We start from the raw sequence: 25,887 nt of genomic DNA on the forward strand, positions 1-25,887 counted from the left end.
TTATGTATTATGAAAGTCTTTATCGGTTAGTTTTTACTTAAAAAATGGATGAATAAGTATGAAATTTTCAAAAATTTACCTCTCTCTTTTTGCCTTTAGCCCTGTTCTAAGTTTGGCCCAAGTGCCGCAAATGTTGGATGAAATTCAAGTTGTAGGCCAACGTGATATTTCCCAATATGTCCGCTATAACCATAATGCAACCACCCTCAATAAGGATAATTTAAGCAAGTGGCAGGCCAGTAGCGTGGCAGAATCCCTGTCTAAACTCAGCAATGTGGATATTGGCGGGGGCAGTCGTGCCCTGGCTCAAAAACCGATTATTCGGGGCCTGGGTGGCAACCGTGTAGTCCAGGTTATTGATGGGGTACGTCAGAATTTTGATCTGGCCCACCGGGGTTCCTACTTCCTGCCACCTTCTCAGGTTCAGGAAATCGAAGTGATTAAGGGAGCTTCCTCAACCCTCTGGGGTAGTGGTGCCCTGGGTGGGGTAGTCGCAGTCAGAACCCCGAATGCCCTCGATCTGCTCCGTGATGGTGATTCCTTTGGTGCCCTGGTTCGTCAGGGCTATCAGTCGGCCAACAACCAGTCTGAAACCGATTTATCGGTCTTTGGGGCGACGGAAAAATTCGACTACTTATTGCAAGGTTTCTACAACGATTCAGACAATCTCCGTATCGGCAAGGGGGAGAAACTGCCAAGCTCGGCCCTTAACCAAAGGGGGTTATCAGCTAAATTGGGCTGGCAGATCAATGATTCCCACCGGGCAGAGCTTTCCCACCGCACTACCCAAAGCAAGCAAACCGCCCCAAGTAACAATGAAATGCGGGATGAATACACCATTGAGGCCTTTATGCCAGTGGCGACGGCCTGTCACCGTTCAGGCAACTGTAACATCGGTGAGCTCTATAGTGGCCTGGGCGGGATTAGCTATTTGAGTGCCCAAAAGGTTGTCAACCACTCAACCGCCCTCAATTATTACTTGAATCCAAGTGATAACCCTTACCTGAATACCCAGTTTACGGTCTATCGCAACCAAGTGACTGAAAAGGAAACCCGCCTGGCCAATGAGCTGATTAAGGACAGAACCGATCTCAAAACCTATGGTTTTAACCTGAAAAATAGCTCCAACCTAGCAGGCCTTTCCCTAACCTATGGGGTGGATTACTATCAGGATCGGGCCGAGGTTACTCGGGGTAAAACCGCAACAGAAGTCCACCGTCCAGATGATTACACAGCTAAGGCTGATGTGGTTGGGGTTTATCTCTTAGGTCATCTGCCAGTCTTGAATGAAAAGCTTATTATCTCGCCAAGCCTTCGTTATGACCGCTATGCCAACAAGGGTGACACCAAGCAAACCGAATCAGAATGGTCACCAGCCCTGGCCCTGACCTGGAAGGCTACCAACTGGTTAGACTTAACTGCTCGTTATAACCAGGCCTTCCGTGCTCCATCGCTTCAGGAAAAATATTCCTCAGGCACCCACTTTGGCTTTGGTTCAGGCATGCGGGCCCTGAATAGCGTCTTTGTGGCCAATCCAGATCTCAAACCTGAAAAGGCCCAAAACAAGGAGATTTCGGCTAACTTCCATTGGGATAACTTTGTCTTCAATGCCACCTACTTCCAAAACGATGTTAAGGACTTTATCGAACTGCATACCTACAGTTCCGGCCGCTATGCCGCCCTGGCCCGTTTTATGCCAGGCATTGATAGTTTTGTGGACTCCTCCCAATACCGCAACGTGGCTGATGCCCGCCTCAGAGGTTTTGAGTTGGATGCCCAGTATAAACTAGGAGCCCTTATCCTGGCCTCAAACTATGGCCAAACCCATGGTAAGGACAAGGCAACGGGGGAGGCTCTTGAGAATATTGTAGCCAATAAGTTAGGCTTTGCTGTGGACTATGAAGTGGTTAAGGACAAGTTTAACCTGGGTGCCAGAGTAACCCGCTATTGGGCCCAACACCGTGTGTCAGCAGATCACCAAACCTATGCCGGCTATACCTTAACTGATCTGACCGCAACTTTTGCCCCGAAAGCCGGTGAGTGGAAAAATATCCGTCTAGATTTGGCCCTTGAAAACCTCTTTGACAAGAAATACCAGCCAGCCTTCAGCCTCATGGAGGGCAGCGGCCGTAATGTCAAGGCTAATGTGAGCTACTACTTCTAGATCCATCGCAAGTATTTGGAGCAAAAAACCATTCCTAGCTAGTCGGGGAATGGTTTTTTTTATAGAATTGCGGCCAGTTTCAAATTAGGATCTCAAGCATGAAAACCATTATTTTAAAATTCGGCACCAGTGTGCTAACCCAGGGTTCACCTAAGCTCAACCGCCCGCATATGTTGGAAATAGTCCGCCAGTGTGCAAGCCTACATAAGCAGGGCATTCGAGTTGTGATTGTAACCTCGGGTGCGGTGGCAGCCGGCCGGGACTACCTGGGCAATCCAGCCCTTCCACCCACCATTGCCTCCAAGCAGATGTTGGCGGCAGTTGGCCAGAGCCAGCTCATCCAAACCTGGGAGCAGCTCTTTAATATCTATGATATTAAGATCGGCCAGGTCTTACTGAGCCGGGCGGATGTGGAGGATCGGGAGCGTTTCCTCAATGCCCGTGATACCATGCAGGCCCTTTTGGACAATGGCATTATCCCGGTTATCAACGAAAATGATGCGGTGGCCACGGCTGAAATCAAGGTGGGGGATAACGATAACCTGTCCGCCCTGGTTGGCATTTTGGTTCAGGCCGATCAGCTCTATCTCTTAACCGATCAGCAGGGCCTATTCGATAGCGATCCCCGCTCTAACCCGGATGCCAAGCTCATTCCTGTGGTGGAGAAAATCACCGACCAAACCCGCCAGATTGCGGGCGGTAGTGTCTCTGGCCTGGGCACGGGGGGATGTACACTAAGATTGTGGCAGCCGATGTGGCCACCCGTTCAGGAATTGAAACCATCATCGCCCCAGGCTCTCGGCCTAATGTGATTGTCGATCTGGCTCAAGGCCAGGCCATCGGCACCAAATTTACCGTGCCGGCCCATCTTTTAGGCAGCCGCAAACAATGGCTCTTTGCCGCTCCCCTAGCAGGTTCCATTCTTGTGGATGACGGGGCAGAGCAGGCCCTCCTGGCCCATAAGTCCATGCTGCCAGCGGGCATTAAGGCGGTGGAAGGCACCTTCTCCCGGGGCGAGGTGGTCTTGCTAAAAAATGCCCAAAACAAACCGCTTGCACGGGGTATGGTGCGTTATGGCAGTGATGCCCTGGAGCAAATCAAGGGCCTGCAATCTAGCCAGATTCAGGCGGTGCTGGGCTATGAATATGGGGCTGTGGCTATTCATAGTAATGATATGATTGTGTTATAAAACGTAGGGGCGAATCACATTCGCCCTGATGAACCTAGGATCAACCAAGGGGCGAATGTGATTCGCCCCTACCATGAAAATGCGATGAATTATTACCACTTCAACCCAGATCTCGTTAAACCCGACCAAGAAAATTTTGTAAAGGATTTACTCATTTGCAAAAATTTCGAGCATTCCAACCGCTTGTTGGGGGCTTCTCGTGGGCGGGGGATAACCTGGTTTTTAGATACCCGGCCTGAACTGGGCCTGACCAGTGTTTTACGCCACTACTACCGGGGCGGGCTGTTTGGCAAGCTGATTAAGGACAGCTATTTCTTCCAGGGCCTAGATCAAACCCGGGCGGCTCAAGAGTTTGATTTGCTGCTTAAAATGCACCAGTGGGGCCTGCCTGTGCCTCGGCCCATTGCCTATCAGATTAAAAAGAGCTTTTGTTGCTATCAGGCCGATATCTTACTTGAACGGATCGAAAATACCCGAGATCTAAGCCAGATCTTGCAAGAAAGCGAACTAGAGAATGAGCAATACCAGAAAATCGGCCAGCTTATCCGCCAGCTCCACGACAGGCAAGTCCACCATTCCGATCTCAATATCCATAATATCCTGTTGGATAAGCAAGGAAATTTTTGGCTGATTGATTTCGACAAGTGCCGAATTCAACCAGGCCAGGACTGGAAGCAGGCCAACCTAGAACGCCTCCTGCGTTCCTTCCGTAAGGAGCAGGGCCGGCTCAATATTCGCTTTAGTGATGAAAACTGGCAGGCACTTTTGGCGGGTTATCAAATGTAAAAAGGCTTGCCATTTAGAAAAAAATCCGTAATATGCACGCCTCCTTGGGTTCCCTCACCCCAAATTTTTAACAAAAAGGTACAAGATGAACATTAAAACTTACTTTTCTGATGAGCAGAAACGTCGTTCCCTGCTCCTACTTTCTTTTTTCCATATCTTTATCATTGCCCTGAGCAACTATCTGGTGCAGTTAACCTTTGAGTTCAGGCTGCCCTTTAGTGATATTCACATCCCAACGACTTGGGGAACCTTCTCTTTTCCCTTTATCTTCCTGGCAACCGACCTGACGGTACGGGTCTTTGGCTCCAGCCTGGCTCGCAAAATAATCTTTGTGGCCATGCTGCCGGCCTTGATTGTCAGCTATATCATGTCGGTGATTTTTTTGAGGCACAGTTTCAAGGCTTTGCGGCTCTGAAGGAGTTTAACAGCTTTGTCTTCCGCATCGCCCTGGCCAGCTTTAGTGCCTATGTGGCAGGCCAGCTCTTGGATATTTTTGTCTTCAATAAGCTCCGCCAAAAAGCCCGCTGGTGGGTGGCGCCAACTTCTTCTACTCTCTTTGGCAGCCTTCTCGATACCTTTGTCTTCTTCGCCGTGGCCTTTTACAACAGCAGCGATGAATACATGGCCACTCATTGGTTTACCATTGGGGCAGTGGACTATGTGGTTAAGGTAGCCGTCAGCCTCCTGCTCTTCCTACCGCTTTATGGGGTCTTGCTTAACTTCTTGGTTAAGAAGCTCAAGTTATAGGCCTACAACCAAGCCTCTTCCGTCAAGGCCTTGCCAAAATGGCTTTCGATCAAGCGTGCGGTAATCTGGCTTTGGGGGTTGAGCAAGACCTGCTTGGTGTCGCCGTATTCTTCCATTTTCCCCTTGTGCATGACCATAATCTTATCGGCAATATGCTTAATCACACCTAGGTGTTGGCCGATGTAAATATAGGCAATGCCCAGTTGTTTTTGCAGGCTTAGCATCAGGTTGAGCTGCTGGGTTTTAGCGGAAAAATCAATGGTGCTGAGGGTGTCGTCCACGATGATGATTTCAGGCGACAAAATCAAGGCCCGAGCCAAGGCCACCCGTTGTTTTTGGCTGCTGGAGGCTTCTCTAATAGGAAGCAGGGCGTGTTCTGGGTAAAGGCCGACCAGCTTTAGGGTGCTGAAAATCCGCTCATTGCGTTCTTCCTCACAGGCTTCGGTGCCTAGGCGTAGAGGGGCGTCTAGGATCTGGCCAATATTGTGGTTGGGGTCAAAGGCATCGTTGGGGTCTTGAAACATCATGCGAATATGCTGGGAGCGGTAACCATAGTCGCCGAAGGTCAGGGGGGTGTTGTTGAAGATAATCTGGCCTGAACTGGGTTGGGTAATGCCGGCAATCATCTTGGCCAGGGTGGATTTGCCCGCCCCATTTTCGCCCACAATGGCCAGGGTTTCATAGGTGTTGAGGGTAAAGGAAATGTCCTGCACAGCATAGAAATCCTGCTTGCGGAAGAAGCCGTAGGTGTCGGTAAAGATTTTGTTGAGGTTTTTCAGTTCAAGGCGTGCCATTTGCAAATTTTCTCGTTATTTAGACCGCTTGTTGCTTACAAGCGGTCTGATTTTAGCAATTTTTTGCAAATTTAGCAGGCTATTTTCTTGCCTTGCCCAGCACGATACTCATTACCAAAGCAATCAAGGCTGGAATGAGCCAGGCTAATTGAGCCGAATAGAAGGGCAGCTTGGCCAGCACTTGGTTGAGGCTGTCAGGGATCCAGCCTAGGTTGTTGAGGCTGTCAATGGCACTAAAGAGGACTGTCACCCCAATGCTCAGGTTATAGCTTAATTTGACCAATGGCAGCTTGTGGCGGATAAGTTGGAGCACCACCAACATAATGGCCACAGGGTAAATGAGCAGGAGGGCTGGAATGGTCACCCGCAAGAGGGTGGTTAGGCCAGTTTCGGAAATAATAGTGGTGAGCAAGCAGAATAAGACCACCCAGAATGGGTAGCTGACCTTAGACAGGCGGGAGAAGTAGTCGGCCGAGGCACTGGTTACGCCGACAAGCGTGGTCAGGTTGGCCAGCATCACAATGCCGCTCATGATCCAGACGCCCTTGGTACCGAAGAGTTCGCCCACATAACGGGAGAAGATTTGCCCGCCGTTGGTGGCATCTTGAGCCACGGCCTGGCTGGTTGCCCCTAGATAAAAGAGGGAAAAGTAGAGCAGGGAAAGCAAGACCACCGAAAGAGAGCCAGCAATCAGGGTGTATTTAATGATGCGTTTGGCGTCGGTCACTTTCTTGCTCAACATAATGTGGGCGACAATGCCACCAAAGGCCGTGGCGGCCAGCACGTCCATGGTTTGATAACCACCCACCATGCCAACAGTGAGAGCGGATTCCGTGGCATAGGCTTTAGTTGGAAGGGGAATGTCTGACAAAGGCGTTTGCACCACTTGCAGAGCCACGATAACCAATAAAACCAAGAGGGCTGGGGTCATAATCTTGCCCACAGTGGAGATAATGGTGTTTTTGCGCAGCATAAAAAAGAGGCCGATTAGGTTAAAGACAAAGGCAAAAATAAAGTGGGCGTAGGGGTGGTTGGCGTCCACAATATTGAGCGGCATCCAGCCCATTTCATAGGCCACATTGGTGACCCGTGGCATGGCGAAAGTCGAACCAATCACCAAATAAAGGGTGGCCCAGAAGGCAACTTGTGCCCATTTAGGCAGATCAACCGAGAGGGCCTCGCCCTTACCCTTGATGGTGACCACAATTAAGGTCACAAAGGGCATAAAAACGCCGGTTAAAACAAAGCCCAAGGCCGCCCAAAACCAGTTGGAACCTGCCTGATAACCTTCCATTGGTGGGAAGATGATATTGCCTGCCCCAAGGAAAAGGGCGAAGATCATCATGCCCAACGCAATAATATCCTTCTTAGATAACATAAGACCTCTTTTTATTCTAATAAAACTTGGATTTTACCATAATAAATAGGGCAAAAAGCAAGTATTCAAGCATAAAATAAGGTGCTACATGGCAACAAAATTTTAGCAATAAAGCCAAAATACTATTTGTTAAAAAGCCGTTAATAATGGCCTGTCACCTACATAATTTGAGTTATATCAAAGTTTTGTTAAGACTGCTTCTCAATACCGTGGTAACAAGGAAAAAACAATTTGAGGTAGATCACAAAACAGAAAAAAACCTGTTAAGAAATTGTAAAAAAGGGTTATAAAAATACGCATTTGGTGGCAGAATAACGAGCACTTTTTATGAATGTTTTTTATTTTCCCGAGGAGGAAATTGTGCAAACTGTCAATGTTGATGTTGCGATTGTGGGTGCTGGCGGCGGTGGTTTACGCTCAGCAATTGCGGTGGCGGAAGCAAATCCAAATTTAAAAATCGCCCTTATTTCTAAAGTTTATCCAATGCGTAGCCACACAGTTGCGGCCGAAGGCGGCGCAGCTGCTGTTATCAAGGATACCGACTCTTATGATAAACACTTCCACGACACCGTAGGCGGTGGCGACTGGTTGTGTGAGCAAGATGTTGTTGAATACTTTGTTGAGCATTCCCCAGTTGAAATGACCCAGCTTGAGCGTTGGGGCTGCCCTTGGTCCCGTAAGGACGATGGCGATGTGAACGTGCGTCGTTTCGGCGGGATGAAAATTGAGCGTACCTGGTTCGCAGCCGATAAAACCGGCTTCCACCTCCTACATACCCTGTTCCAAACCTCCATTAAATATCCACAAATCATTCGTTTTGACGAACATTTCGTGTTAGATATTCTTACCGATGACGGCCGTGCCCGTGGTTGTGTGGCCATGAACATGATGGAAGGCACCTTCGTGCAAATCAATGCCAAAGCCGTTGTTATCGCAACCGGCGGTGGCTGCCGTGCCTATCGCTTTAACACCAACGGCGGTATTGTAACGGGTGACGGCCTCTCTATGGCCTATCGCCACGGCGTGCCATTGCGTGATATGGAGTTCGTCCAATACCACCCAACAGGCCTACCGAATACCGGTATTTTGATGACTGAAGGCTGCCGTGGTGAAGGCGGTATCTTGGTCAATAAAGATGGCTACCGCTACCTCCAAGACTACGGCCTAGGCCCAGAAACCCCAATCGGCAAACCAGAAAACAAATATATGGAATTAGGCCCACGGGATAAGGTTTCCCAAGCCTTCTGGCAAGAATGGCGTAAGGGTAATACCCTTAAAACCGCTAAGGGCGTGGATGTAGTTCACCTTGACCTCCGTCACTTGGGTGAAAAATACTTGCTCGAACGCTTACCGTTTATCTGTGAATTAGCCAAGGCTTACGAGGGTGTTGATCCTGCCAAGGCACCAATCCCAGTCCGCCCTGTAGTTCACTACACCATGGGTGGTATTGAAGTGGATGCCAATGCAGAAACCACCATCAAGGGCTTATTTGCGGTGGGTGAGTGTGCTTCTTCTGGCTTACACGGCGCTAACCGTTTAGGTTCTAACTCCCTGGCTGAATTGGTGGTTTACGGTAAAGTAGCAGGTGAAAATGCTGCCCGCCGTGCGGTGGAAGATGTGCCACGCAACCAAGCAGTAATCGATGCCCAAGCCCAAGACATTTTAGAGCGTGTTTATGCCTTGGCCCGCCAAGAGGGTGAGGAATCTTGGTCACAAATCCGTAACGAAATGGGTGACTCTATGGAAGAAGGCTGTGGTATCTACCGTACCCAAGAAAGTATGGACGCCACTGTTGCCAAGATTGCTGAACTCAAAGAGCGTTACAAACGCATTAAGATTAAAGACACTTCCAGCGTCTTTAACACCGACCTACTCTACAAAATTGAGCTAGGTTACATCTTAGATGTGGCCCAATCCATCTCATCTTCTGCCGCAGAGCGTAAAGAATCTCGTGGTGCGCACCAACGCTTAGACTATGAAGAGCGTGATGATGTGAACTACCTCAAACATACGCTGGCCTACTACAATGCAGACGGTGCACCAACCATCAAATACAGCGATGTGAAAATTACCAAATCACAACCAGCTAAACGTGTGTACGGTGCAGAAGCAGAAGCCCAAGAAGCGGCTAAAAAAGCAGCAGAGAAATAGGAGCGAGAAAATGGTCGATCAACACAAAATGACAATTGAAGTGCTGCGTTATAACCCAGAACAAAATAACGAGCCTTACCTGGAAAAATTTGAAGTCCCTTATGACAGCCAAACCTCTTTATTGGATGCCCTTGGCTATATTAAGGACGAACTACAGCCAGAACTTTCCTACCGCTGGTCTTGCCGTATGGCCATTTGTGGCTCTTGCGGTATGATGGTAAACGGCAAGCCAAAACTGGCCTGTAAAACCTTCTTACGGGATTACAGCGGCTATATGCGGATTGAGCCATTAGCCAACTTCCCGATTGAGCGTGACTTGGTGGTGGATCTAAGCCACTTTATCGAAAGCCTTGAGTCTATCAAGCCTTATATTATCGATAACAAGGCACCAGAATTGGACGGCAACCCGCACCCATCTGCGGAACTGGCCAAAAGCCGTACCAAACAAACCCCAGCTCAACTTGAGAAATACCGTACTTTCTCCATGTGTATCAACTGTGGTTTATGTTACGCAGCCTGCCCACAATTCGGCCTCAACCCTGAATTCGTTGGCCCTGCTGCCATCACCCTGGCCCACCGTTACAACCTCGATAACCGAGACAACGGTAAGGCAGAACGTATGAAGATCCTCAACGGCAAAAATGGTGTTTGGTCTTGTACCTTCGTCGGCTACTGCTCCGCAGTTTGTCCGAAACACGTTGGCCCTGCCTCGGCAGTCAACCAAGGTAAGATCGAAAGTGCCAAAGACTATGTGATCTCAATGTTTAAACCGCAAAAATAAGGAGCAGGGAAATGTCAGCAGTTGCAAGCAAACGCAAAAAATATGTGCGTGAAGTTACACCAACCTGGTGGAAAAAACTCGATTTTTACAAATTTTATGTCCTGCGTGAAAGTACCGCTGTGCCAACCATCTGGTTCTGCCTAGAATTATTCTACGGCCTAATCTGCCTGGCCAATGGCACCTTCGACAGCAAATTTATCGGCTTTTTGCAAAACCCAGTGGTGGTGATCCTCAATATCATCACCCTCGCTGCGGTTTTACTCAACAGCTTCACCTTCTTTAATATGGCACCACAAATGATGAATGTAATCGTCAAAAACGAACGCATTAACGTAAACCTCGTGACCAAGGTCTTTTGGGGTATTACCGCCTTTGTTAGCCTATTGGCCTTAATTTTAGTATAAGGGGAAAACCATGGACAAATTAAACCCAAAACGTTCTAACGAACCATCCGTCTGGCTACTTTTCGGTGCTGGCGGGGCCATTAGTGCGGTTTTCTTCCCGGTACTGGTGCTAATTTTAGGCTTCCTACTCCCATTTGGTTTAGTCTCAGCAGACAATATCATCGCCTTTAGCCAAACCTTTATCGGCAAAGTGGCCATCTTCTCCCTGCTGGTCTTCCCAATGTGGTGTGGTATGCACCGTGTGCATTTGGGCCTACACGACTTTAAAGTCCACGTGCCAGCAGGCGGCTGGATCTTCTATGGTCTATCTGCCCTCTACAGCCTTTTGGTCTTCTTCGCCGTGATTAACCTCTAAGAAGAAAGCCTAACAAGCGGCCAGTTTGGTTTGTGATTTTGCAAATCGGCTGGCCGTTTTTTATTTCTAAAATAGCCACTTATACCCCCTATTTTTTTGACCATTTTGCACAAACTTGGCATAATCCTTCCTATAATTAACTCTTATCGGAAGTTAGCCTATGACCTTCACTGCCCAAGAAAAACGGCAAATGTCTGAAACAGACATTCGTTCCAAATTTATCACGCCAGCCCTTAAAAATGCAGGCTGGGTTGATCGCCAAATCAGTGAAGAATATTCCTTTAAAGCCGATAAGCAATTTACTGATGGACAGATGGTGGTAGATCCCAAAACCAAAAAAGCCAGCCGTCAGCAGGGCAAACGAGTGGATTATCTACTCTATCAATCTCCTAATCATAAAATTGCTGTGGTGGAAGCCAAGGACAACAAGCACACTGCCCGAGATGGCTTGCAGCAAGCAATGGACTATGCCCGTTTGTTAGATATTCCCTTTGCCTACAGTACCAATGGCGATGAGTTTGTGGAACACGACTTTCTTACAGGTGTGCAGCGAACTCTGCCAATGGAGCAATTTCCTACGCCCGACCAACTCAAGCAACGCTGGGAAAAACAATATACACCTGAAGAACTGAAAATTATCCAACAGCCCTACTACACCAGTGCCAGCGATACCTTTAAAGAACCCCGTTATTACCAAGAAATTGCCATTAACCGCACCATTGAAGCGGTTGCCAAGGGGCAAAAGCGTATTTTATTGGTCATGGCAACCGGCACGGGCAAGACCTACACCGCCTTTCAGATTATCCACCGCCTAAAAGCCAGTGGTACCAAAAAGAAAATTCTCTTTTTGGCGGATCGCAATGTGCTGGTGGATCAACCTATGACCCAAGACTTCAAGCCCTTTAAGGACACCATGGTCAAGGTCAGCAATAAGAAGCTGGACAGTGCCTTTGAAGTTTATCTGGCACTTTATCAGCAACTGGACGGTTCAAGTGAAAACGAGCTTTTCAAACAATTCCAGCCGTCTTTTTTCGATCTGATCATTATTGATGAATGCCACCGTGGTTCAGCCAAGGAAGATTCCAACTGGCGAGCGATTTTGGACTATTTCGACCAAGCTACCCATATTGGTATGACGGCAACGCCTAAAGAAACTGCTTATGCCAGCAATATTACCTATTTTGGCGACCCCATTTACACCTACAGCCTAAAACAGGGCATTGAAGACGGTTTTCTTGCCCCTTATCGGGTAATTCGAGTGGACTTAGATTGCGACCTACGTGGATGGCGGCCGACCAAGGGAATGAAGGACAAGGACGGAAGTGAAATTGAAGATCGGGAATATACGGTCAAGGATTTCGACTACAACATAATCCTAGACGACCGCACCCGCCTTGTGGCAGAGCGGATTAGCGAATTTTTACGCAAAACCAACCGCTTGGACAAGACCATCGTCTTTTGTGCCAATATCAACCATGCCCAACGAATGGTGGCAGAACTCTCGCGCCTTAATGCCGATATGTTGCAGCAAAACTCCAAATATGTCTGCCAAATTACCGGCGATCAATCAGGCAAGGCAACCGATCTAGAACAATTCTGTGATGTTAGCAACGAAGACAAGGATTATCCTGTGATTGCAGTGACGTCCAAATTAATGACCACAGGCGTGGACAGTAAAACCTGCAAGCTGGTGGTACTCGATGCCAATATTCAGTCTATGACTGAATTTAAGCAAATCATCGGACGGGGCACTCGCTTACGCACGGATGCTGGCAAGGAATTTTTCACTATTTTAGACTTCCGTGGCGTAACTCGCCTATTTGTTGATCCCGCCTTTGATGGAGAGCCAGTTGTAATTATTGATGTACCCGAAGGAAAACCATTTGATGGTGAAAAAATAATAGAGCCAATACATCCAATTTCACCTATCCCTAATGTATTAGAAAGCCCTTCTACAAATTATAAGGTTCCTATTGTGGTTCAAGTAGGCACCCTTAAACTGAGAATTTTAGAGGAAAAAGTTCAATATTTAAATGAGCAGGGAGAATTGATTTCAGAAGACATTGATGTCTATTCCAAACGAGAAATCCAAAAAGACTTCCCAAGCTACGAGCAATTTCAAGCAAGCTGGCTTGCAAGCGGTACAAATATTGAGAAATTCTACACAGATCCCAAATGGATGCGAGCCCTACGCAATAAAAGCAATCTTGGAGACAACGTGGATGATTTTGATGTCCTCCGTTCGGTTTCCTACAACAAACCGCCACTCACTAAAAGTCAACGTGCTGACAAGGTACGCCTAAGCCAATATATCGACCAATACCCCGAAGAAAACCGCCAAGTGCTAGGGCTGCTTTTAGACGAATACGTCAAGTCAGGCACTAAAGATCTAGCCAAAACCGAACTGCTCCAAACGCCGACTTTTAGCCCACTGGGTGGCTTGGTTTCTATCGTCAAAAAATTTGGCGGCAAGGCACTGTATCAAAAGGCGGTGCAGGGCTTGGAAAAGATGATTTATTCGGAATAATAAAATGAAATTAGAACAATTAACTCAATTATTAAAAAACCTTATTCTTCAGCCTAAAGAATGTGAATGGCTTGAATTTAAGCATAACTATCATTCTGATGAAGAAATTGGGGAACGAATCTCCGCTTTATCAAATGCTGCTTGTATCTATCAACAGCCTTTTGCATATTTAGTGTTTGGTATTGAAGATAAAACACACAATATTTTAGGCACAACATTTAAACCTAAATCAGCAACGGTGAAAAGTTCTAAAGGAAAACCAAGTAAAGAAGAGCTTGAACACTGGTTAGTCCAACGATTGAATCCTAGGATTGATTTTACCATTGAAGAATTTGAATATGATGGTAAATTGATTGCACTTTTTAAAATTCCAGCCACCTATAATCAACCTGTTGAATTTATGCATACGGCATATATCCGAGTTGGTTCTTATACTCGTAAATTAAGTGATTTCCCAGAAAAGGCTCGAAAAATTTGGAAAAATAATACAAGCAAAGTTTTTGAGGAGCGTATTGCTTGGGAGTCTGCTGACGCAGATAAAGTAATAGAATTGCTTGATTCACAATCCTATTTTGAATTAATGAAACAGCCTTACCCCACGAATAGGGATAGTGTATTAGAGAAATTTACTTCTGAAAAATTTATTTTAGCTAATGATGATAATTCTTATGATATTACGAACCTTGGGGCAATGCTATTTGCCAAAAACCTAGATAATTTTGAACATTTAAAAAGGAAATCTGTTCGAGTTATTGTTTATAAGGGAAAAAATAAGCTCAATACGGAAAGAGAAGTAATTGGTAATAAAGGTTATGCGGTTGGTTATGAGAATTTGATCCATTGGATCAATGGACAATTACCTTCAAATGAAATTATCGGTCAAGCTTTACGCGAAGAAATTAGAATGTATCCTGAAATTGCAATTCGTGAATTAGTGGCAAATGCGTTAATTCATCAAGATTTTGATGAAAGAGGTTTTCCAATGGTTGAGATTTTTAGCGATCGTATTGAAATATCTAATGCAGGGATTCCACTGATTATTCCTGAGCGCTTTATTGATGAATATCAGTCTCGCAATGAAAAATTAGCGGATGTTTTACGGCGAGCAAGGATCTGTGAAGAAAAAGGGAGTGGTATAGATAAAGTGATTACCGCAGTTGAAATTTTCCAATTACCTGCTCCAAATTTCCTTATTCAGGAAAAACATACAAAAACAATCCTATATGCCCATAAACAACTCAATGAAATGGATAAAAAAGACAAAATTAGGGCGACTTATCAGCATTGCTGCTTGTGTTATGTAAATAATGAAAAAATGACCAATCAGTCGCTCAGGGAGCGTTTCAAAATTGATGACAAAAATGCAGCCATAGTCTCCCGTATCATCAGTGAAGCCTTAACAGAAGGTGTTATCAAGAATGATGATCCTGATGCGAAATCGAAGAAATATGCCAAATATATTCCTTATTGGGCATAGGTTTTATTTGATAGAAAAAGGCCAGATTTCTGCTTTATCTATATAAGTAATTGAAATTAAATAACTTTCTTATTTGATGGTTATTTGATGGTTAGTGCAAAAAACACACAGATAAAGCAATCTTATTTGATGATTCTATCACTTAAAACCAGTCTATGAGTTATAACTTATTGAAATAAAATAACTTTCTTATTTGATGGTTATTTGATAAAGCGAGCAAAAAGTAAACAAGGAACAAAATGAGCTTAAATAATATTGTTAAACGCCTACAAGATGTGATGCGAAATGATGCAGGGATCAACGGCGATGCCCAGCGGATTGAACAGATCGTTTGGATCTTATTTTTGAAAATTTATGATGCCAAGGAACAGGAATGGGAGATCAATGACGATAATTACCGCTCGATCATTCCTAACTTGCTGCGTTGGAATAGCTGGGCTAAAGATAATAAAGACGGCAAGGCAATGACAGGCGATGAGCTACTTTCTTTCGTCAATAATGATCTCTTTCCAACCCTGAAAAATCTACCTATCTCTGCCGACACGCCGATGAACAAGCGAATTATTCGGGCTGCCTTTGAAGACAATAATAACTATATGAAAAATGGGGTATTATTGCGTCAGGTGATCAACATTATTGACGAAATCAACTTCGAGCAGTACCAAGAACGCCACGCCTTTGGTGATATTTACGAGAACATTCTCAAAAGCCTGCAAAGTGCTGGCAATGCAGGGGAGTTTTATACACCCCGTGCCGTGACTGATTTTATGGTCAAGATGATCCAGCCCAAATTGGGTGAGCGGATTGCGGATTTTGCCTGTGGTACAGGGGGCTTTTTAACTTCTGCCCTTAAGGAATTGGAGCAACAAGTCTCGTCCGTTTCTGACCGCACTTTGTTCAATAATTCGGTCTATGGCATTGAGAAAAAAGCCTTACCCCACCTGCTTTGTATCACTAATTTGCTCTTGCACGACATTGATAACCCCAATGTCCACCACGATAACGCCTTGGAAAAATCGGTCAAGGACTACACCGAAAAAGACAAGTTTGACGTGATTCTGATGAATCCCCCTTATGGCGGTTCAGAAATTGAGCAAATTAAAACCAACTTCCCAGCCCACTTGCGCTCCAGCGAAACAGCCGATCTCTTTATGTCGGTGATTATGTACCGTCTCAAGCAAAATGGGCGTGTAGCGATTGTCCTGCCCGATGGCTTTCTTTTTGGTACGGATAATGCCAAGGTGGCGATTAAGAAAAAGCTGATGAGCGAGATGAACCTGCACACAGTCGTCCGTCTGCCGCATAGTGTTTTTGCCCCTTATACATCAATTACTACCAATATTCTCTTTTTCGACAAGACCCAACCGACCAAAGAAACCTGGTTTTATCGCCTTGATATGCCCCAAGGTTATAAAAATTTCTCCAAAACCAAGCCGATGAAATTAGAGCATTTCCAAGAAGTGATGGATTGGTGGCATAACCGCCAAGCCATTGAAATTGACGGCTTTGATAAGGCTCGAGCCTTCACTTACCAAGAAATCGCCGACCGTCAATTTAACATTGATCTGTGTGGCTTCCCCCACGAAGAAGAAGAGATCCTGCCACCTGATGAGTTAATTAGTGCCTATCAGCAAAAACGCAGCGCCTTAAATGCCGATATTGACCGCATTTTGGAAGAGATTACGGGGATTTTGGGGATTAAGTTGTAAAAATGGCGAACATTGTTCGCCAATACCCATTTTTTGCACCTGCGTTCAAAATATAACCAGATGAATATAAGTTCCTTTTAAAACAACTAGTTAGGACGCTTCAGTTATAAAGGATTATTTAATAACTGCCCCAAATAACGATATAGAAAAGATTAAAGAATATGAAAGCCCAACAATTAAAAAATGCCATTTTACAGCTCGCCATTTCAGGCAAGCTCGTGCCACAAGACCCTAATGATGAACCAGCCAGCGAGTTACTTTGCAAAATTCAAGCAGAAAAAGACCGATTGATCGCTGAAGGCAAAATTAAAAAAAGCAAAAAAACAACTGATAAAGCCCCTTATGTGAATGAAGAACCGCCCTTTGAGATTCCGCAGAGTTGGGTGTGGGTGAGATTGAATGATCTTGTTTTTAATTTAGGACAAAAAACACCAACAGAAAGATTCTTCTATATTGATGTTGGTTTAGTTGATAATAAAAAACATCGATTATCTGACACAATAAATATTATTGATGCTAAAAATGCTCCATCAAGAGCAAGAAAGATTATTCAAAAAGGCACAATCTTATATTCTACCGTTAGACCATATTTACAAAATATTTGTATTATAGAAAAAGAATTTGAACATGAAGCTATTGCAAGCACAGCTTTTGCGGTAATGAATGTTTTTAATGGATTATATAATAAGTATTTATTTTATTATTTACTAAGTCCAGCCTTTACAGATTTTGTAAATCAAGAAATGGTTGGTGTTGCTTATCCTGCAATAAATGATGAAAAGCTATACAGTTTTTTTGTTCCCCTTCCCCGAGCAACGAACAACACCGTATAGTCGCTAAAATCGAAGAGTTACTTCCCTTTATCGACCAATACGACCAAAAGGAACAAGCCCTAACCGCCTTAAACAAAAACTTTCCTGAACAGCTGAAAAAATCGATTTTGCAGGCAGCGATTCAGGGAAAACTGACTGAGCAATGCCCGACCGATGAACCTGCAAGCCAGCTAATTCAACGGATTCAGGCGGAGAAAGAGCGATTGGTTGCCGAAAAGAAATTGAAAAAACCGAAGGTAAAATCGGAGATTGTGGTTCGGGATAATTTAGCTTATGAGATCACGGATGGTGTGGAGCGTTGTATTCAGGATGAAGTGCCCTTTGAGATTCCGGAGAGTTGGGTTTGGGTTAGGTTGGGGGAGATAGGAGAGACAAATATTGGTTTAACTTATAAGCCAAGTGATATTTCTAATAGCGGTACTATTGTATTACGCTCAGGCAATATTCAAAATGGAATTATTGATATTAATAAAGATATTGTAAAAGTTAATATAGAGATACCTGAAAACAAGAAATGCAATAAAAATGATTTACTTATTTGTGCTAGAAATGGAAGTAAATCTCTGGTTGGTAAAACTGCTATTGTTGATCAAGATGGATATTCGTTTGGGGCATTTATGGCTATTTTCAGAACACCATATTACCAATATGTGTATCATTTTTTATCATCTCCTCTTTTTAGAAATGATTTTGATGGGATTGGGACTACAACAATTAATCAGATTACCCAGAATAATTTGAATAATCGTTTAATTCCACTACCGCCACTCGAAGAACAAAAACGCATTGTCGAAAAAGTAGAACAGCTTTTAACCAATTTGCAAAAATTGGCCTAAACTTATCCGCTTATCTCCTTATCATACTGATTTTCAATCAACAAAAGGAAATCAGTATGATCTTATCTTATGAAAAACATCTCAATCAGGCTAATTTGGCTAAAAATACCATTTCGGTCTACTTATTTTCAGTTAAACAGTTTTACCAACTCTTTCCAGACATCACCAAAACCAATTTGAGGGCATACAAACTCTATTTAATTGATCATTTCAAACCACAAACCGTCAATTTAAGGTTACGAGCTATAAATTGCTATTTAGAATTTATCAAAAAGAAAAATGGAAACTCTCTTTTGTGAAAATTCAACAAAAACCATTTTTGGAGAACGTGATTAGTGAGGCTGATTACATCTATTTTAAAAAGCGTTTAAAGCAGGATAACAATCTTTATTGGTATTTTGTGATCCGCTTTATGGCAGCGACAGGGGCTAGAGTAAGTGAGTTAATCCAACTAAAATGCGAGCATATTCAGATGGGTTATTTAGATCTCTACTCAAAAGGCGGTAAGCTACGCCGTATTTATATTCCTGAAAAACTCCAAAAGGAATGTTTAGTCTGGTTAAAACAGGAAAATAAACATAATGGTTTTATTTTTCTCAATAAATACGGAGAAAGAATTACCACAAGGGGAATTTCTGGGCAATTGAAGATCTTAGCGGAAAGATATAAATTAGATCCTAAAGTGGTTTATCCCCATTCTTTCCGACACCGCTTTGCTAAAAGTTTTTTAGAACGATGTAATGATATTTCTTTTTTAGCTGATTTAATGGGGCATGAAAGTATCGAAACAACCAGAATTTATTTAAGAAAAACCAGTACAGAACAACAAGCAATTATTAATAAAATTATTGATTGGTAATGTAGGGTGGGCATCCTTGCCCACCGTTTAAACACATTTGTTAATGGTGGGCAAGGATGCCCACCCTACTATCAATAGATTCAAAAAGTAATTCTATTTTTTCAACAATGCGTTTTTGTTCTTCGAGTGGTGGGAGTGGAAATAGAATTTCCAGTATATCGGTTCTAGAAATTCCTGGAATCATACTTTTAGCTACACCTTTTAATTTATCAATATAACTTGCTAAATAGAAGTATAAATATTTTTTATTTAGTATTTTAGATGTCGAAATAGCCATTATTTGACGAGCTATATGAGCTTTTTCTGCTTCTAAAAATAGCATTTCTCCAATAGTACCTTTACAGGTTATCAGTAAATCGCCTTTATTTGCAATCGTTGATGGATTATTTGTATAACGATTAATATCTAACTTTCCCTGAAAAAGATTACTTGCACCAGTGATATAGGGAATTCCTACATTTTCTTTTGAATACTGATCAGGCGTAAGATCTCTACCAGATTTCAATTCAATAATCTCTCCCAATCTCATCCAAGCCCAACTCTCCGGAATCTCAAAGGGCACTTCATCCTGAATACAACGCTCCACACCATCCGTGATCTCATAAGCTAAATTATCCCGAACCACAATCTCCGATTTTACCTTCGGTTTTTTCAATTTCTTTTCGGCAACCAATCGCTCTTTCTCCGCCTGAATCCGTTGAATTAGCTGGCTTGCAGGTTCATCGGTCGGGCATTGCTCAGTCAGTTTTCCCTGAATCGCTGCCTGCAAAATCGATTTTTTCAGCTGTTCAGGAAAGTTTTTGTTTAGAGCAGTTAGAGCTTGTTCCTTTTGGTCGTATTGGTCGATAAAGGGAAGTAACTCTTCGATTTTAGAGACTATACGGTGTTGTTCGTTGAGTGGGGGAAGACTAACCCAAATAGAATTCATATTTTCTTGATTCATTTTAGGTTGAGCTGTTCCACTGACATATTTATGTAGATTCGTTGCATTTATAAAAAAACATAAATAATGAATACTTAATTTATTTGGCATTTGTAAAACATGAGCATGATTATTTACCCAATATTTACCATTAGCAATAAAGGCTATTGGTTTTGTTCTTAATAATAAATTTGCCCCATCTTCACCAATTAGCAATAATTCTTCATTGAAAATATATTTATCTACTTTATCAATAACTCCTGAAGCCCCATAATAATCATAAACTTTTGCTAACTTATCTCTTTCTATTTTAGATAAAGGAACTCTATCGGCATCACGATTAATAACAATCTCCCCCAACCTCGCCCATACCCAGCTCTGCGGGATCTCAAAAGGCGGTTCGTCATTGGCATAAGGGGCTTTTCCAGAAGCTCTTGCCTACCATTCTTGGTTCGTAAATGGTAAGATTTAACTCACTTCAACCTTAGCAACAGACCATGAAAGGCCTATTTATCCTCTTACAATTTTTCCTCCTCCTCACCCCGCTTACCTGGGCTGCCCAACGCCAAATCCAATGCAAGGTAGTGGGCATTAGCGATGGGGATACCCTGACCTGCCTCCACAACCGCAATCAGCTCAAGGTGCGGCTCCAGTATATTGATGCCCCGGAATCTGCCCAGCCCTTTGGTAATCGGGCCAAGCAGGCCCTGGCCTCCTATGCCTTTAAGAAGGAGGTTCGCTTGCTGGTTTCGGGCTATGATAAGTACCAACGCCTGTTGGCTGTGGTTTTTGACGAACGTAACCAGAATCTCAATTTAAAACTGGTAGAAGACGGTCTGGCCTGGGCCTATCGGCAAACCAAGCCCCTCTATAAGCAGGCAGAAGATCAGGCGAGGCAAAGAGGCTTGGGCTTATGGCGAGATCCTAATCCCATCAACCCTGCGGATTGGCGAAAAATATACCAAGACAAGCGGTCACATTCTGGCCCAAATTTGCAAAATCAATCTTCAAATCCCCCGCTTGTAGGCAGGGTGGACTGTTCAGTTAAGCTCTCTTGTGGCAAAATTGAACGCATGGGTGGGGACTATGCCCTGGCCAAACGTTACTTTGATCAATGCGGCTGGGCCGAAATGGACGGCAACCGTGATGGTATTCCCTGCAACTCCCTCTATCGCAAGGCACAAAGAAGATGATAAATAGCCAATTTCGCAGCCACTTTCCCTTTTTCCAAGCCCAGCCGGATTGGGCTTATTTGGACTCGGCTGCCACCACCCTCAAGCCTCAAATCCTGCTAGAGGCCACCAGCCTCTTTTATGCCTCGGCCGGCTCTGTCCACCGCAGCCAGTACGATCTGCCCCAAACTCAGGCCTATGAAGAAGCCCGGGCCCTGGTGGCCAAGCGTTTTAATGTGGAGGCCAAGGAGGCGGTGATCTGGACCAGCGGCACCACCCAGGCCCTCAACACCGTGGCCTATGGGCTGGAGCATAGCCTAGGAGCGGATGATGAAATTATCATCACCGTGGCCGAACACCACGCTAACTTTATCCCTTGGCAGCAGTTGGCCCAGCGGACAGGCGCCAAGCTTGTAGTACTTCCCTTAAATGAGCATTACCAACTGGAAGCCTCTACCCTGCAAGCAGCCCTCTCAGCCAAAACCAAGATTGTGGCCTTTAATCTGGTGTCTAACGTAACCGGCATTCGCCAGCCTGCCGAAAAACTTATTCCCATCATTCGCCAGCATTCTCCAGCCAAGATCGTGCTGGATCTGGCCCAGGCCGTCTGCACCGAGCAGGTGGATGTCCAGGCCCTAGGTGCCGACTTCTACGCCTTTTCTGCCCATAAGATCTACGGCCCAACGGGCGTGGGCGTGCTCATGGGCAACTTGCAAAGTTTACAGGCCTTAGGCCCGCTTGTTTTTGGCGGGAAGATGTTGGAAGATGTTACAGAAAGCCAACTCACCCTAGCAGACCTGCCCTATCGTTTGGAAGCCGGAACCCCCAATATCGCCGGCATTATCGGCTTTGGGGCGGTGCTCAAGTGGCTGGAGGGCTGGGATCTGTCTGCTCTTAATCAAGGCTTGTACCAATTGGTGGAGACTACCTACAAGCGGTTAAAAACCTACCCAAACCTGCAAATTCTAGGCTCAGGCGGTTCAACCATGAGTTTTACGATTGAAGGCCAGCACCCGGCCGACATTGCCAGTATCCTGGCCGAGCAGGGGGTAGCCATTCGCCAAGGCCAACATTGTGCCCAACCTTATTTGCGTTATTTGGCCCAAAGCGGTACATTACGCCTATCATTGGCCCACTACAACAGCCCGGCCGATGTGGAACAATTTTTCAAGGCCCTCGATCTGGCCCTCGATCTACTGGCATAACAAGGAGCTTTTATGTCTGAAATTTCTACCCTTTCCCCCCAACTTCTCTGGCAATGGTTCGACAAGATCTGTGCCATCCCTCACCCTTCTTATCACGAGGAAGAAATCGCCCACTTTATTGTCGATTGGGCCAAGTCTAAAAACCTTTGGGTTGAACGTGACAGCACGGGTAATATCCTGATTCGCAAGCCTGCTACACCAGGCATGGAAAAGTGCCAAAAAGTCGCCCTCCAAGCCCACTTGGATATGGTTCCTCAAGCCAACGAAGGTACACAACACGACTTCACCAAAGACCCCATTCAACCCTACATTGACGGCGACTGGGTCAAGGCCAGAGGCACAACCCTGGGGGCTGACAACGGTATTGGCCTAGCCTCCTGCTTGGCCGTGTTGGATGCGGATGATTTGGCCCACCCTGATTTAGAAGTCCTCCTGACCATGACCGAAGAAGCCGGCATGGAAGGGGCCTTGGGGCTTCAGGCCAACTGGTTGCAGTCTGACATCATGATCAACACTGACACCGAAGACAATGGTGAGATCTACATCGGCTGTGCCGGTGGGGAAGATGGCAATCTTGAATTGCCGATTGTGTATGAAGCCAATCGCTTTGACCAGGCCCTACAAGTCCGCCTCAAGGGCCTCAATGGCGGGCATTCGGGCTGCGACATCCACACCACCCGGGCCAATGCCATCAAATTATTGGCTCGGGTCTTGGCTGAGGTGAAGAACCAAGTTGAGGTACAGATTGCTGACATCCGTGGTGGTTCTGTCCGCAATGCCATCCCACGGGAAGCGGTGGTTACCTTGGCTTTTTCTGCAAAAAATCGGGAAAAATTGACCGCTTGCTTGAGTGAGATGGAAGCCGAACTTAAAGCTGAGCTGGCCCTGGCCGAGCCAAATTTACACCTTGTATTGGAAGATGCGGCCAGCCCTGAGCAGGTCTTTGACAAAATCACCAGCGATAAGACCATCCAGCTTCTCAACGTCTTACCTAATGGTGTGATTCGCAACAGTGATGTGGTCAAAGATGTGGTGGAAACCTCTCTCAGTGCCGGGATTTTAGAGATTCGCAACAACCGTGTGCGGGTTAATATCCTCCTCCGCTCCCTGATTGAAAGCGGCAAGGCCGATGTCCGCAGCCGTTTAACTTCATTGGCGGAATTGGTGGGGGCAGAAGCTGTCTTCTCTGGTTCCTACCCAGGCTGGGAGCCAGATCGCCACTCCAAGATTACCCCGCTGACCAAGCAGATCTACGATCAGATCTTGGGCTATGAAGCTCAAATTAAGGTTATCCATGCAGGCCTAGAATGTGGTTTGATCAAGAAGGTCTATCCAAATATGGACTTGGTCTCCATCGGCCCAACCATCCGCAATGCCCACTCACCAGATGAGAAGGTGCATATCCCGGCGGTGGCCATTTATTGGGAACTCTTGACCCAGATTTTGGCTCAAGTGCCAGCTCAAGCCTAACAAGAAAAAAAGCCCCAAACGGGGCTTTTTTATACGATTATAAACCTTTCGGAATACGAATTTTTTGACCAGGGAAGATCTTGTTCTCGTCCTTGATCACTTCCTTGTTGGCTTCTACAATGGCCTTGTATTTGGCGCCATTGCCGTAGGCCTTGGTGGCGATTTCCCAAAGCGTGTCGCCCTTTTGAATCACATAGAACTCATCATCGCCTGCAACTTGTTCGCCATTGGCAACAGCCACATTATCCACCTTCACTTCGCTAATGCCTGCAATGTTGCCAGCCATTAAGATGGCCTTTTCAAGTGCGCTGGCATCTGTCGCCGTGCCTGAAATATTGGCCACACCGTTTTCCACGGTTACTTGCACATTTTCCACACCAGGGTTGTCTTGGTTTAAGTGTTCAGTGACGGCTTTTGACGCATCTTCTTCTTTGCTAAATAATTTGCGACCGATGTCGCCAACAAAATCAAATAGACCCATGTTTAAATCCTCTTTAACGAAATAATGACTTGCAAAATGAGCAAGCGGTTGGTTAGACCTGATTTCTTGCAAAAAGTTGCAGACAGTGAAATCAGCACAGGGGGCGATTTTATGCTAAAATCTGTCGGATTTCCATTCTCTTTGCGAGAAGCTGGTTTGATTTGCAAATTTTGGCGGGTTTTGCCCCGCTTGTAGCTTAAATAAGGATAAACTATGACCAAACATTATGATTACGTCGCCATCGGCGGCGGCAGTGGTGGGATCGCCTCCATCAACCGTGCGGCCAGCTATGGCAAGAAATGTGCCATTATTGAAGCCAAACACCTGGGCGGTACCTGTGTAAACGTGGGCTGCGTGCCGAAAAAAGTGATGTTTTATGGTGCCCAAGTAGCCGAAGCCATCCACCGCTATGCCCCTGACTATGGCTTTGATGTGGAGGTGAAAAACTTCGACTATGCCAAATTGGTTGAAAGCCGTCAGGCCTACATTAGCCGTATCCACACCTCTTACGGTAATGTGCTAGGTAAAAACCAGGTGGATGTGATTAAGGGCTTCGGTAAATTTATCGACAAAAACACCCTGGAAGTTACCCTGGAAGATGGCTCAACAGAAACCATCACAGCCGAGCATATCCTGATTGCCACAGGCGGCCGTCCAGCCCGTCCTAACATTCCAGGCACAGAACACGGAATTGACTCTGACGGTGTCTTTGCCCTAGACAAACTGCCGAAGAGTGTGGCCATTGCAGGGGCGGGCTACATTGCCGTGGAACTGGCCGGCGTGCTTAACAGCCTGGGCGTGGAAACCCACCTCTTTGTTCGCCAACACGCCCCACTGCGGAATCAAGACCCGCTTATCGTGGAAACCTTGGTTGAGGTCTTGGCCCAAGATGGCATTACCCTCCATACTCAAGCTCTGCCAAAAGAATTGGTCAAAAATGCTGATGGTAGCATCACCTTTAAACTAGAAGATGGCCGTGAACAAACCACCGAAACCTTTGTCTGGGCCATCGGCCGGGAGCCGGCCACCGATAAGATCGGCCTGGAAAAGGTGGGTGTGGAAACCAACAGCCGTGGTTTTATCAAGGTGGACAAGTTCCAAAATACCAACGTACCAGGCATTTATGCCGTGGGCGATATTATTGAAGGCGGGATTGAGCTGACCCCTGTGGCCGTAGCTGCGGGCCGCCGCTTGTCCGAACGTCTCTTTAACAATAAGCCAAACGAGCATTTAGACTATAATCTAGTGCCGACCGTGGTCTTTAGCCACCCGCCAATCGGCACAGTGGGCTTAACCGAACCTCAAGCCATTGAGCAATATGGGGCGGAAAATGTGAAGGTTTATAAATCGTCCTTCACAGCCATGTACACTGCCGTTACCCAACACCGCCAACCTTGCCGCATGAAGCTAGTCTGCGTTGGCCCAGAGGAAAAAGTGGTTGGCCTACACGGCATTGGCTTTGGCGTGGATGAAATGATCCAGGGCTTTGCAGTGGCCATTAAGATGGGGGCGACCAAGGCAGACTTTGATAACACGGTGGCCATTCACCCAACAGGCTCGGAAGAGTTTGTGACCATGCGTTAAGCAAGTTTTTGAAAGGGCGAGAGTATATGTTGCTATATACTCTCGCTTTTTTGTTTCAGCCCC

17 protein-coding genes and 4 pseudogenes are annotated in these 25,887 nt (G+C 45.5%); 17 read left to right on the forward strand and 4 right to left on the reverse strand.

The annotated features are described in order from the left end of the window. The first annotated feature begins 58 nt into the window (after positions 1 to 58). The 4 genes and pseudogenes from A4G20_03410 to A4G20_03425 all read left to right on the forward strand — a co-directional run bounded on the left by A4G20_03410 (position 59) and on the right by A4G20_03425 (position 4,886). The gene (locus A4G20_03410; GenBank protein ID QIW15443.1) at positions 59 to 2,164 is read left to right on the forward strand and encodes a ligand-gated channel; all 2,106 of its coding nucleotides are present in this window, start codon (positions 59 to 61) and stop codon (positions 2,162 to 2,164) included. 98 nt (positions 2,165 to 2,262) lie between these two features. Next, a pseudogene (locus A4G20_03415) lies at positions 2,263 to 3,353 on the forward strand (glutamate 5-kinase). A gap of 84 nt (positions 3,354 to 3,437) precedes the next feature. After that, positions 3,438 to 4,139 (forward strand): 3-deoxy-D-manno-octulosonic acid kinase, encoded by a 702-nt coding sequence (locus tag A4G20_03420; protein QIW16845.1) that lies wholly within the window; start codon positions 3,438 to 3,440, stop codon positions 4,137 to 4,139. Between the two features lie 85 nt (positions 4,140 to 4,224). Beyond that, positions 4,225 to 4,886, forward strand: a pseudogene (locus A4G20_03425) (hypothetical protein). A gap of 2 nt (positions 4,887 to 4,888) precedes the next feature. Here A4G20_03425 and A4G20_03430 read toward each other — a convergent pair. Together A4G20_03430 and A4G20_03435 are read right to left on the reverse strand one after the other, a co-directional pair. Beyond that, a complete protein-coding gene (locus A4G20_03430) occupies positions 4,889 to 5,680 on the reverse strand; it encodes a peptide ABC transporter ATP-binding protein (GenBank protein QIW15444.1) in 792 nt (263 codons plus the stop codon). 79 nt (positions 5,681 to 5,759) lie between these two features. Then, complete coding sequence (locus A4G20_03435; protein QIW15445.1) at positions 5,760 to 7,058, reverse strand: branched-chain amino acid transport system II carrier protein; 1,299 nt, start codon at positions 7,056 to 7,058, stop codon at positions 5,760 to 5,762. Between the two features lie 360 nt (positions 7,059 to 7,418). Here A4G20_03435 and A4G20_03440 point away from each other — a divergent pair, with 360 nt between their 5' ends. From A4G20_03440 to A4G20_03480, 9 genes and pseudogenes are all read left to right on the forward strand, one after another. Further along, positions 7,419 to 9,209 carry a fumarate reductase (quinol) flavoprotein subunit gene (locus A4G20_03440; protein ID QIW16846.1) on the forward strand — a complete coding sequence of 597 codons (1,791 nt, stop codon included), beginning with the start codon at positions 7,419 to 7,421 and terminating at the stop codon, positions 9,207 to 9,209. Positions 9,210 to 9,219: 10 nt separating this feature from the next. Next, positions 9,220 to 9,990 carry a fumarate reductase gene (locus tag A4G20_03445; protein QIW15446.1) on the forward strand — a complete coding sequence of 257 codons (771 nt, stop codon included), beginning with the start codon at positions 9,220 to 9,222 and terminating at the stop codon, positions 9,988 to 9,990. Positions 9,991 to 10,001: 11 nt separating this feature from the next. Beyond that, positions 10,002 to 10,394: a fumarate reductase subunit C gene (locus A4G20_03450; GenBank protein ID QIW15447.1), complete on the forward strand. Its 393-nt coding sequence runs from the start codon at positions 10,002 to 10,004 to the stop codon at positions 10,392 to 10,394. A 10-nt stretch (positions 10,395 to 10,404) separates the two neighbouring features. Beyond that, on the forward strand, positions 10,405 to 10,749 hold the full coding sequence (locus tag A4G20_03455) for a fumarate reductase (GenBank protein QIW15448.1): 345 nt from the start codon (positions 10,405 to 10,407) through the stop codon (positions 10,747 to 10,749). A 190-nt stretch (positions 10,750 to 10,939) separates the two neighbouring features. Beyond that, positions 10,940 to 13,276, forward strand: coding sequence for a restriction endonuclease subunit R (locus A4G20_03460; protein QIW16847.1), 2,337 nt, complete (start codon positions 10,940 to 10,942; stop codon positions 13,274 to 13,276). 4 nt (positions 13,277 to 13,280) lie between these two features. Then, positions 13,281 to 14,753 (forward strand): transcriptional regulator, encoded by a 1,473-nt coding sequence (locus A4G20_03465; protein QIW15449.1) that lies wholly within the window; start codon positions 13,281 to 13,283, stop codon positions 14,751 to 14,753. A gap of 239 nt (positions 14,754 to 14,992) precedes the next feature. Beyond that, a complete protein-coding gene (locus tag A4G20_03470; protein ID QIW15450.1) occupies positions 14,993 to 16,462 on the forward strand; it encodes a restriction endonuclease subunit M in 1,470 nt (489 codons plus the stop codon). A gap of 161 nt (positions 16,463 to 16,623) precedes the next feature. Then, positions 16,624 to 18,131: pseudogene (locus tag A4G20_03475) on the forward strand (restriction endonuclease subunit S). Positions 18,132 to 18,187: 56 nt separating this feature from the next. Next, positions 18,188 to 18,990 (forward strand): annotated as a pseudogene (locus A4G20_03480) (integrase). Between the two features lie 40 nt (positions 18,991 to 19,030). Here A4G20_03480 and A4G20_03485 read toward each other — a convergent pair. Further along, positions 19,031 to 20,272, reverse strand: a complete 1,242-nt coding sequence (locus tag A4G20_03485) for a hypothetical protein (GenBank protein QIW15451.1) — start codon at positions 20,270 to 20,272, stop codon at positions 19,031 to 19,033. 137 nt (positions 20,273 to 20,409) lie between these two features. On the opposite strand from A4G20_03485, the gene A4G20_03490 reads away from it, so the two are divergent. Genes A4G20_03490 through A4G20_03500 form a run of 3 tightly spaced genes read left to right on the forward strand, consistent with a single transcriptional unit; the run spans position 20,410 to position 23,759 of the window. Continuing rightward, positions 20,410 to 21,105: a nuclease gene (locus A4G20_03490; protein ID QIW15452.1), complete on the forward strand. Its 696-nt coding sequence runs from the start codon at positions 20,410 to 20,412 to the stop codon at positions 21,103 to 21,105. Next, positions 21,102 to 22,289, forward strand: coding sequence for a cysteine desulfurase (locus A4G20_03495; protein ID QIW15453.1), 1,188 nt, complete (start codon positions 21,102 to 21,104; stop codon positions 22,287 to 22,289). Before A4G20_03490 ends, A4G20_03495 begins: the two co-directional genes overlap by 4 nt. Before the next feature lie 12 nt (positions 22,290 to 22,301). Then, a complete protein-coding gene (locus A4G20_03500) occupies positions 22,302 to 23,759 on the forward strand; it encodes a cytosol nonspecific dipeptidase (protein ID QIW15454.1) in 1,458 nt (485 codons plus the stop codon). 37 nt (positions 23,760 to 23,796) lie between these two features. Here A4G20_03500 and A4G20_03505 read toward each other — a convergent pair whose 3' ends face one another. Next, positions 23,797 to 24,240 (reverse strand): peptidoglycan-binding protein LysM, encoded by a 444-nt coding sequence (locus tag A4G20_03505; GenBank protein QIW15455.1) that lies wholly within the window; start codon positions 24,238 to 24,240, stop codon positions 23,797 to 23,799. A 213-nt stretch (positions 24,241 to 24,453) separates the two neighbouring features. Here A4G20_03505 and A4G20_03510 point away from each other — a divergent pair, with 213 nt between their 5' ends. Further along, the gene (locus tag A4G20_03510; protein ID QIW15456.1) at positions 24,454 to 25,824 is read left to right on the forward strand and encodes a glutathione-disulfide reductase; all 1,371 of its coding nucleotides are present in this window, start codon (positions 24,454 to 24,456) and stop codon (positions 25,822 to 25,824) included. Positions 25,825 to 25,887 lie beyond the last annotated feature (63 nt).

It is taken from the genome of Pasteurellaceae bacterium RH1A (assembly GCA_012221805.1).
Lineage (GTDB): Bacteria > Pseudomonadota > Gammaproteobacteria > Enterobacterales > Pasteurellaceae > RH1A.

Excerpts from the sequence above, each read along its gene's own strand:
- A4G20_03410 (QIW15443.1), top strand. The coding sequence starts at position 59 with ATGAAATTTTCAAAAATTTACCTCTCTCTTTTTGCCTTTAGCCCTGTT.
- A4G20_03420 (QIW16845.1), top strand. The coding sequence starts at position 3,438 with ATGAATTATTACCACTTCAACCCAGATCTCGTTAAACCCGACCAAGAA.
- A4G20_03430 (QIW15444.1), bottom strand. The coding sequence starts at position 5,680 with ATGGCACGCCTTGAACTGAAAAACCTCAACAAAATCTTTACCGACACC.
- A4G20_03435 (QIW15445.1), bottom strand. The coding sequence starts at position 7,058 with ATGTTATCTAAGAAGGATATTATTGCGTTGGGCATGATGATCTTCGCC.
- A4G20_03445 (QIW15446.1), top strand. The coding sequence starts at position 9,220 with ATGGTCGATCAACACAAAATGACAATTGAAGTGCTGCGTTATAACCCA.
- A4G20_03450 (QIW15447.1), top strand. The coding sequence starts at position 10,002 with ATGTCAGCAGTTGCAAGCAAACGCAAAAAATATGTGCGTGAAGTTACA.
- A4G20_03455 (QIW15448.1), top strand. The coding sequence starts at position 10,405 with ATGGACAAATTAAACCCAAAACGTTCTAACGAACCATCCGTCTGGCTA.
- A4G20_03460 (QIW16847.1), top strand. The coding sequence starts at position 10,940 with ATGTCTGAAACAGACATTCGTTCCAAATTTATCACGCCAGCCCTTAAA.
- A4G20_03465 (QIW15449.1), top strand. The coding sequence starts at position 13,281 with ATGAAATTAGAACAATTAACTCAATTATTAAAAAACCTTATTCTTCAG.
- A4G20_03470 (QIW15450.1), top strand. The coding sequence starts at position 14,993 with ATGAGCTTAAATAATATTGTTAAACGCCTACAAGATGTGATGCGAAAT.
- A4G20_03490 (QIW15452.1), top strand. The coding sequence starts at position 20,410 with ATGAAAGGCCTATTTATCCTCTTACAATTTTTCCTCCTCCTCACCCCG.
- A4G20_03495 (QIW15453.1), top strand. The coding sequence starts at position 21,102 with ATGATAAATAGCCAATTTCGCAGCCACTTTCCCTTTTTCCAAGCCCAG.
- A4G20_03500 (QIW15454.1), top strand. The coding sequence starts at position 22,302 with ATGTCTGAAATTTCTACCCTTTCCCCCCAACTTCTCTGGCAATGGTTC.
- A4G20_03505 (QIW15455.1), bottom strand. The coding sequence starts at position 24,240 with ATGGGTCTATTTGATTTTGTTGGCGACATCGGTCGCAAATTATTTAGC.
- A4G20_03510 (QIW15456.1), top strand. The coding sequence starts at position 24,454 with ATGACCAAACATTATGATTACGTCGCCATCGGCGGCGGCAGTGGTGGG.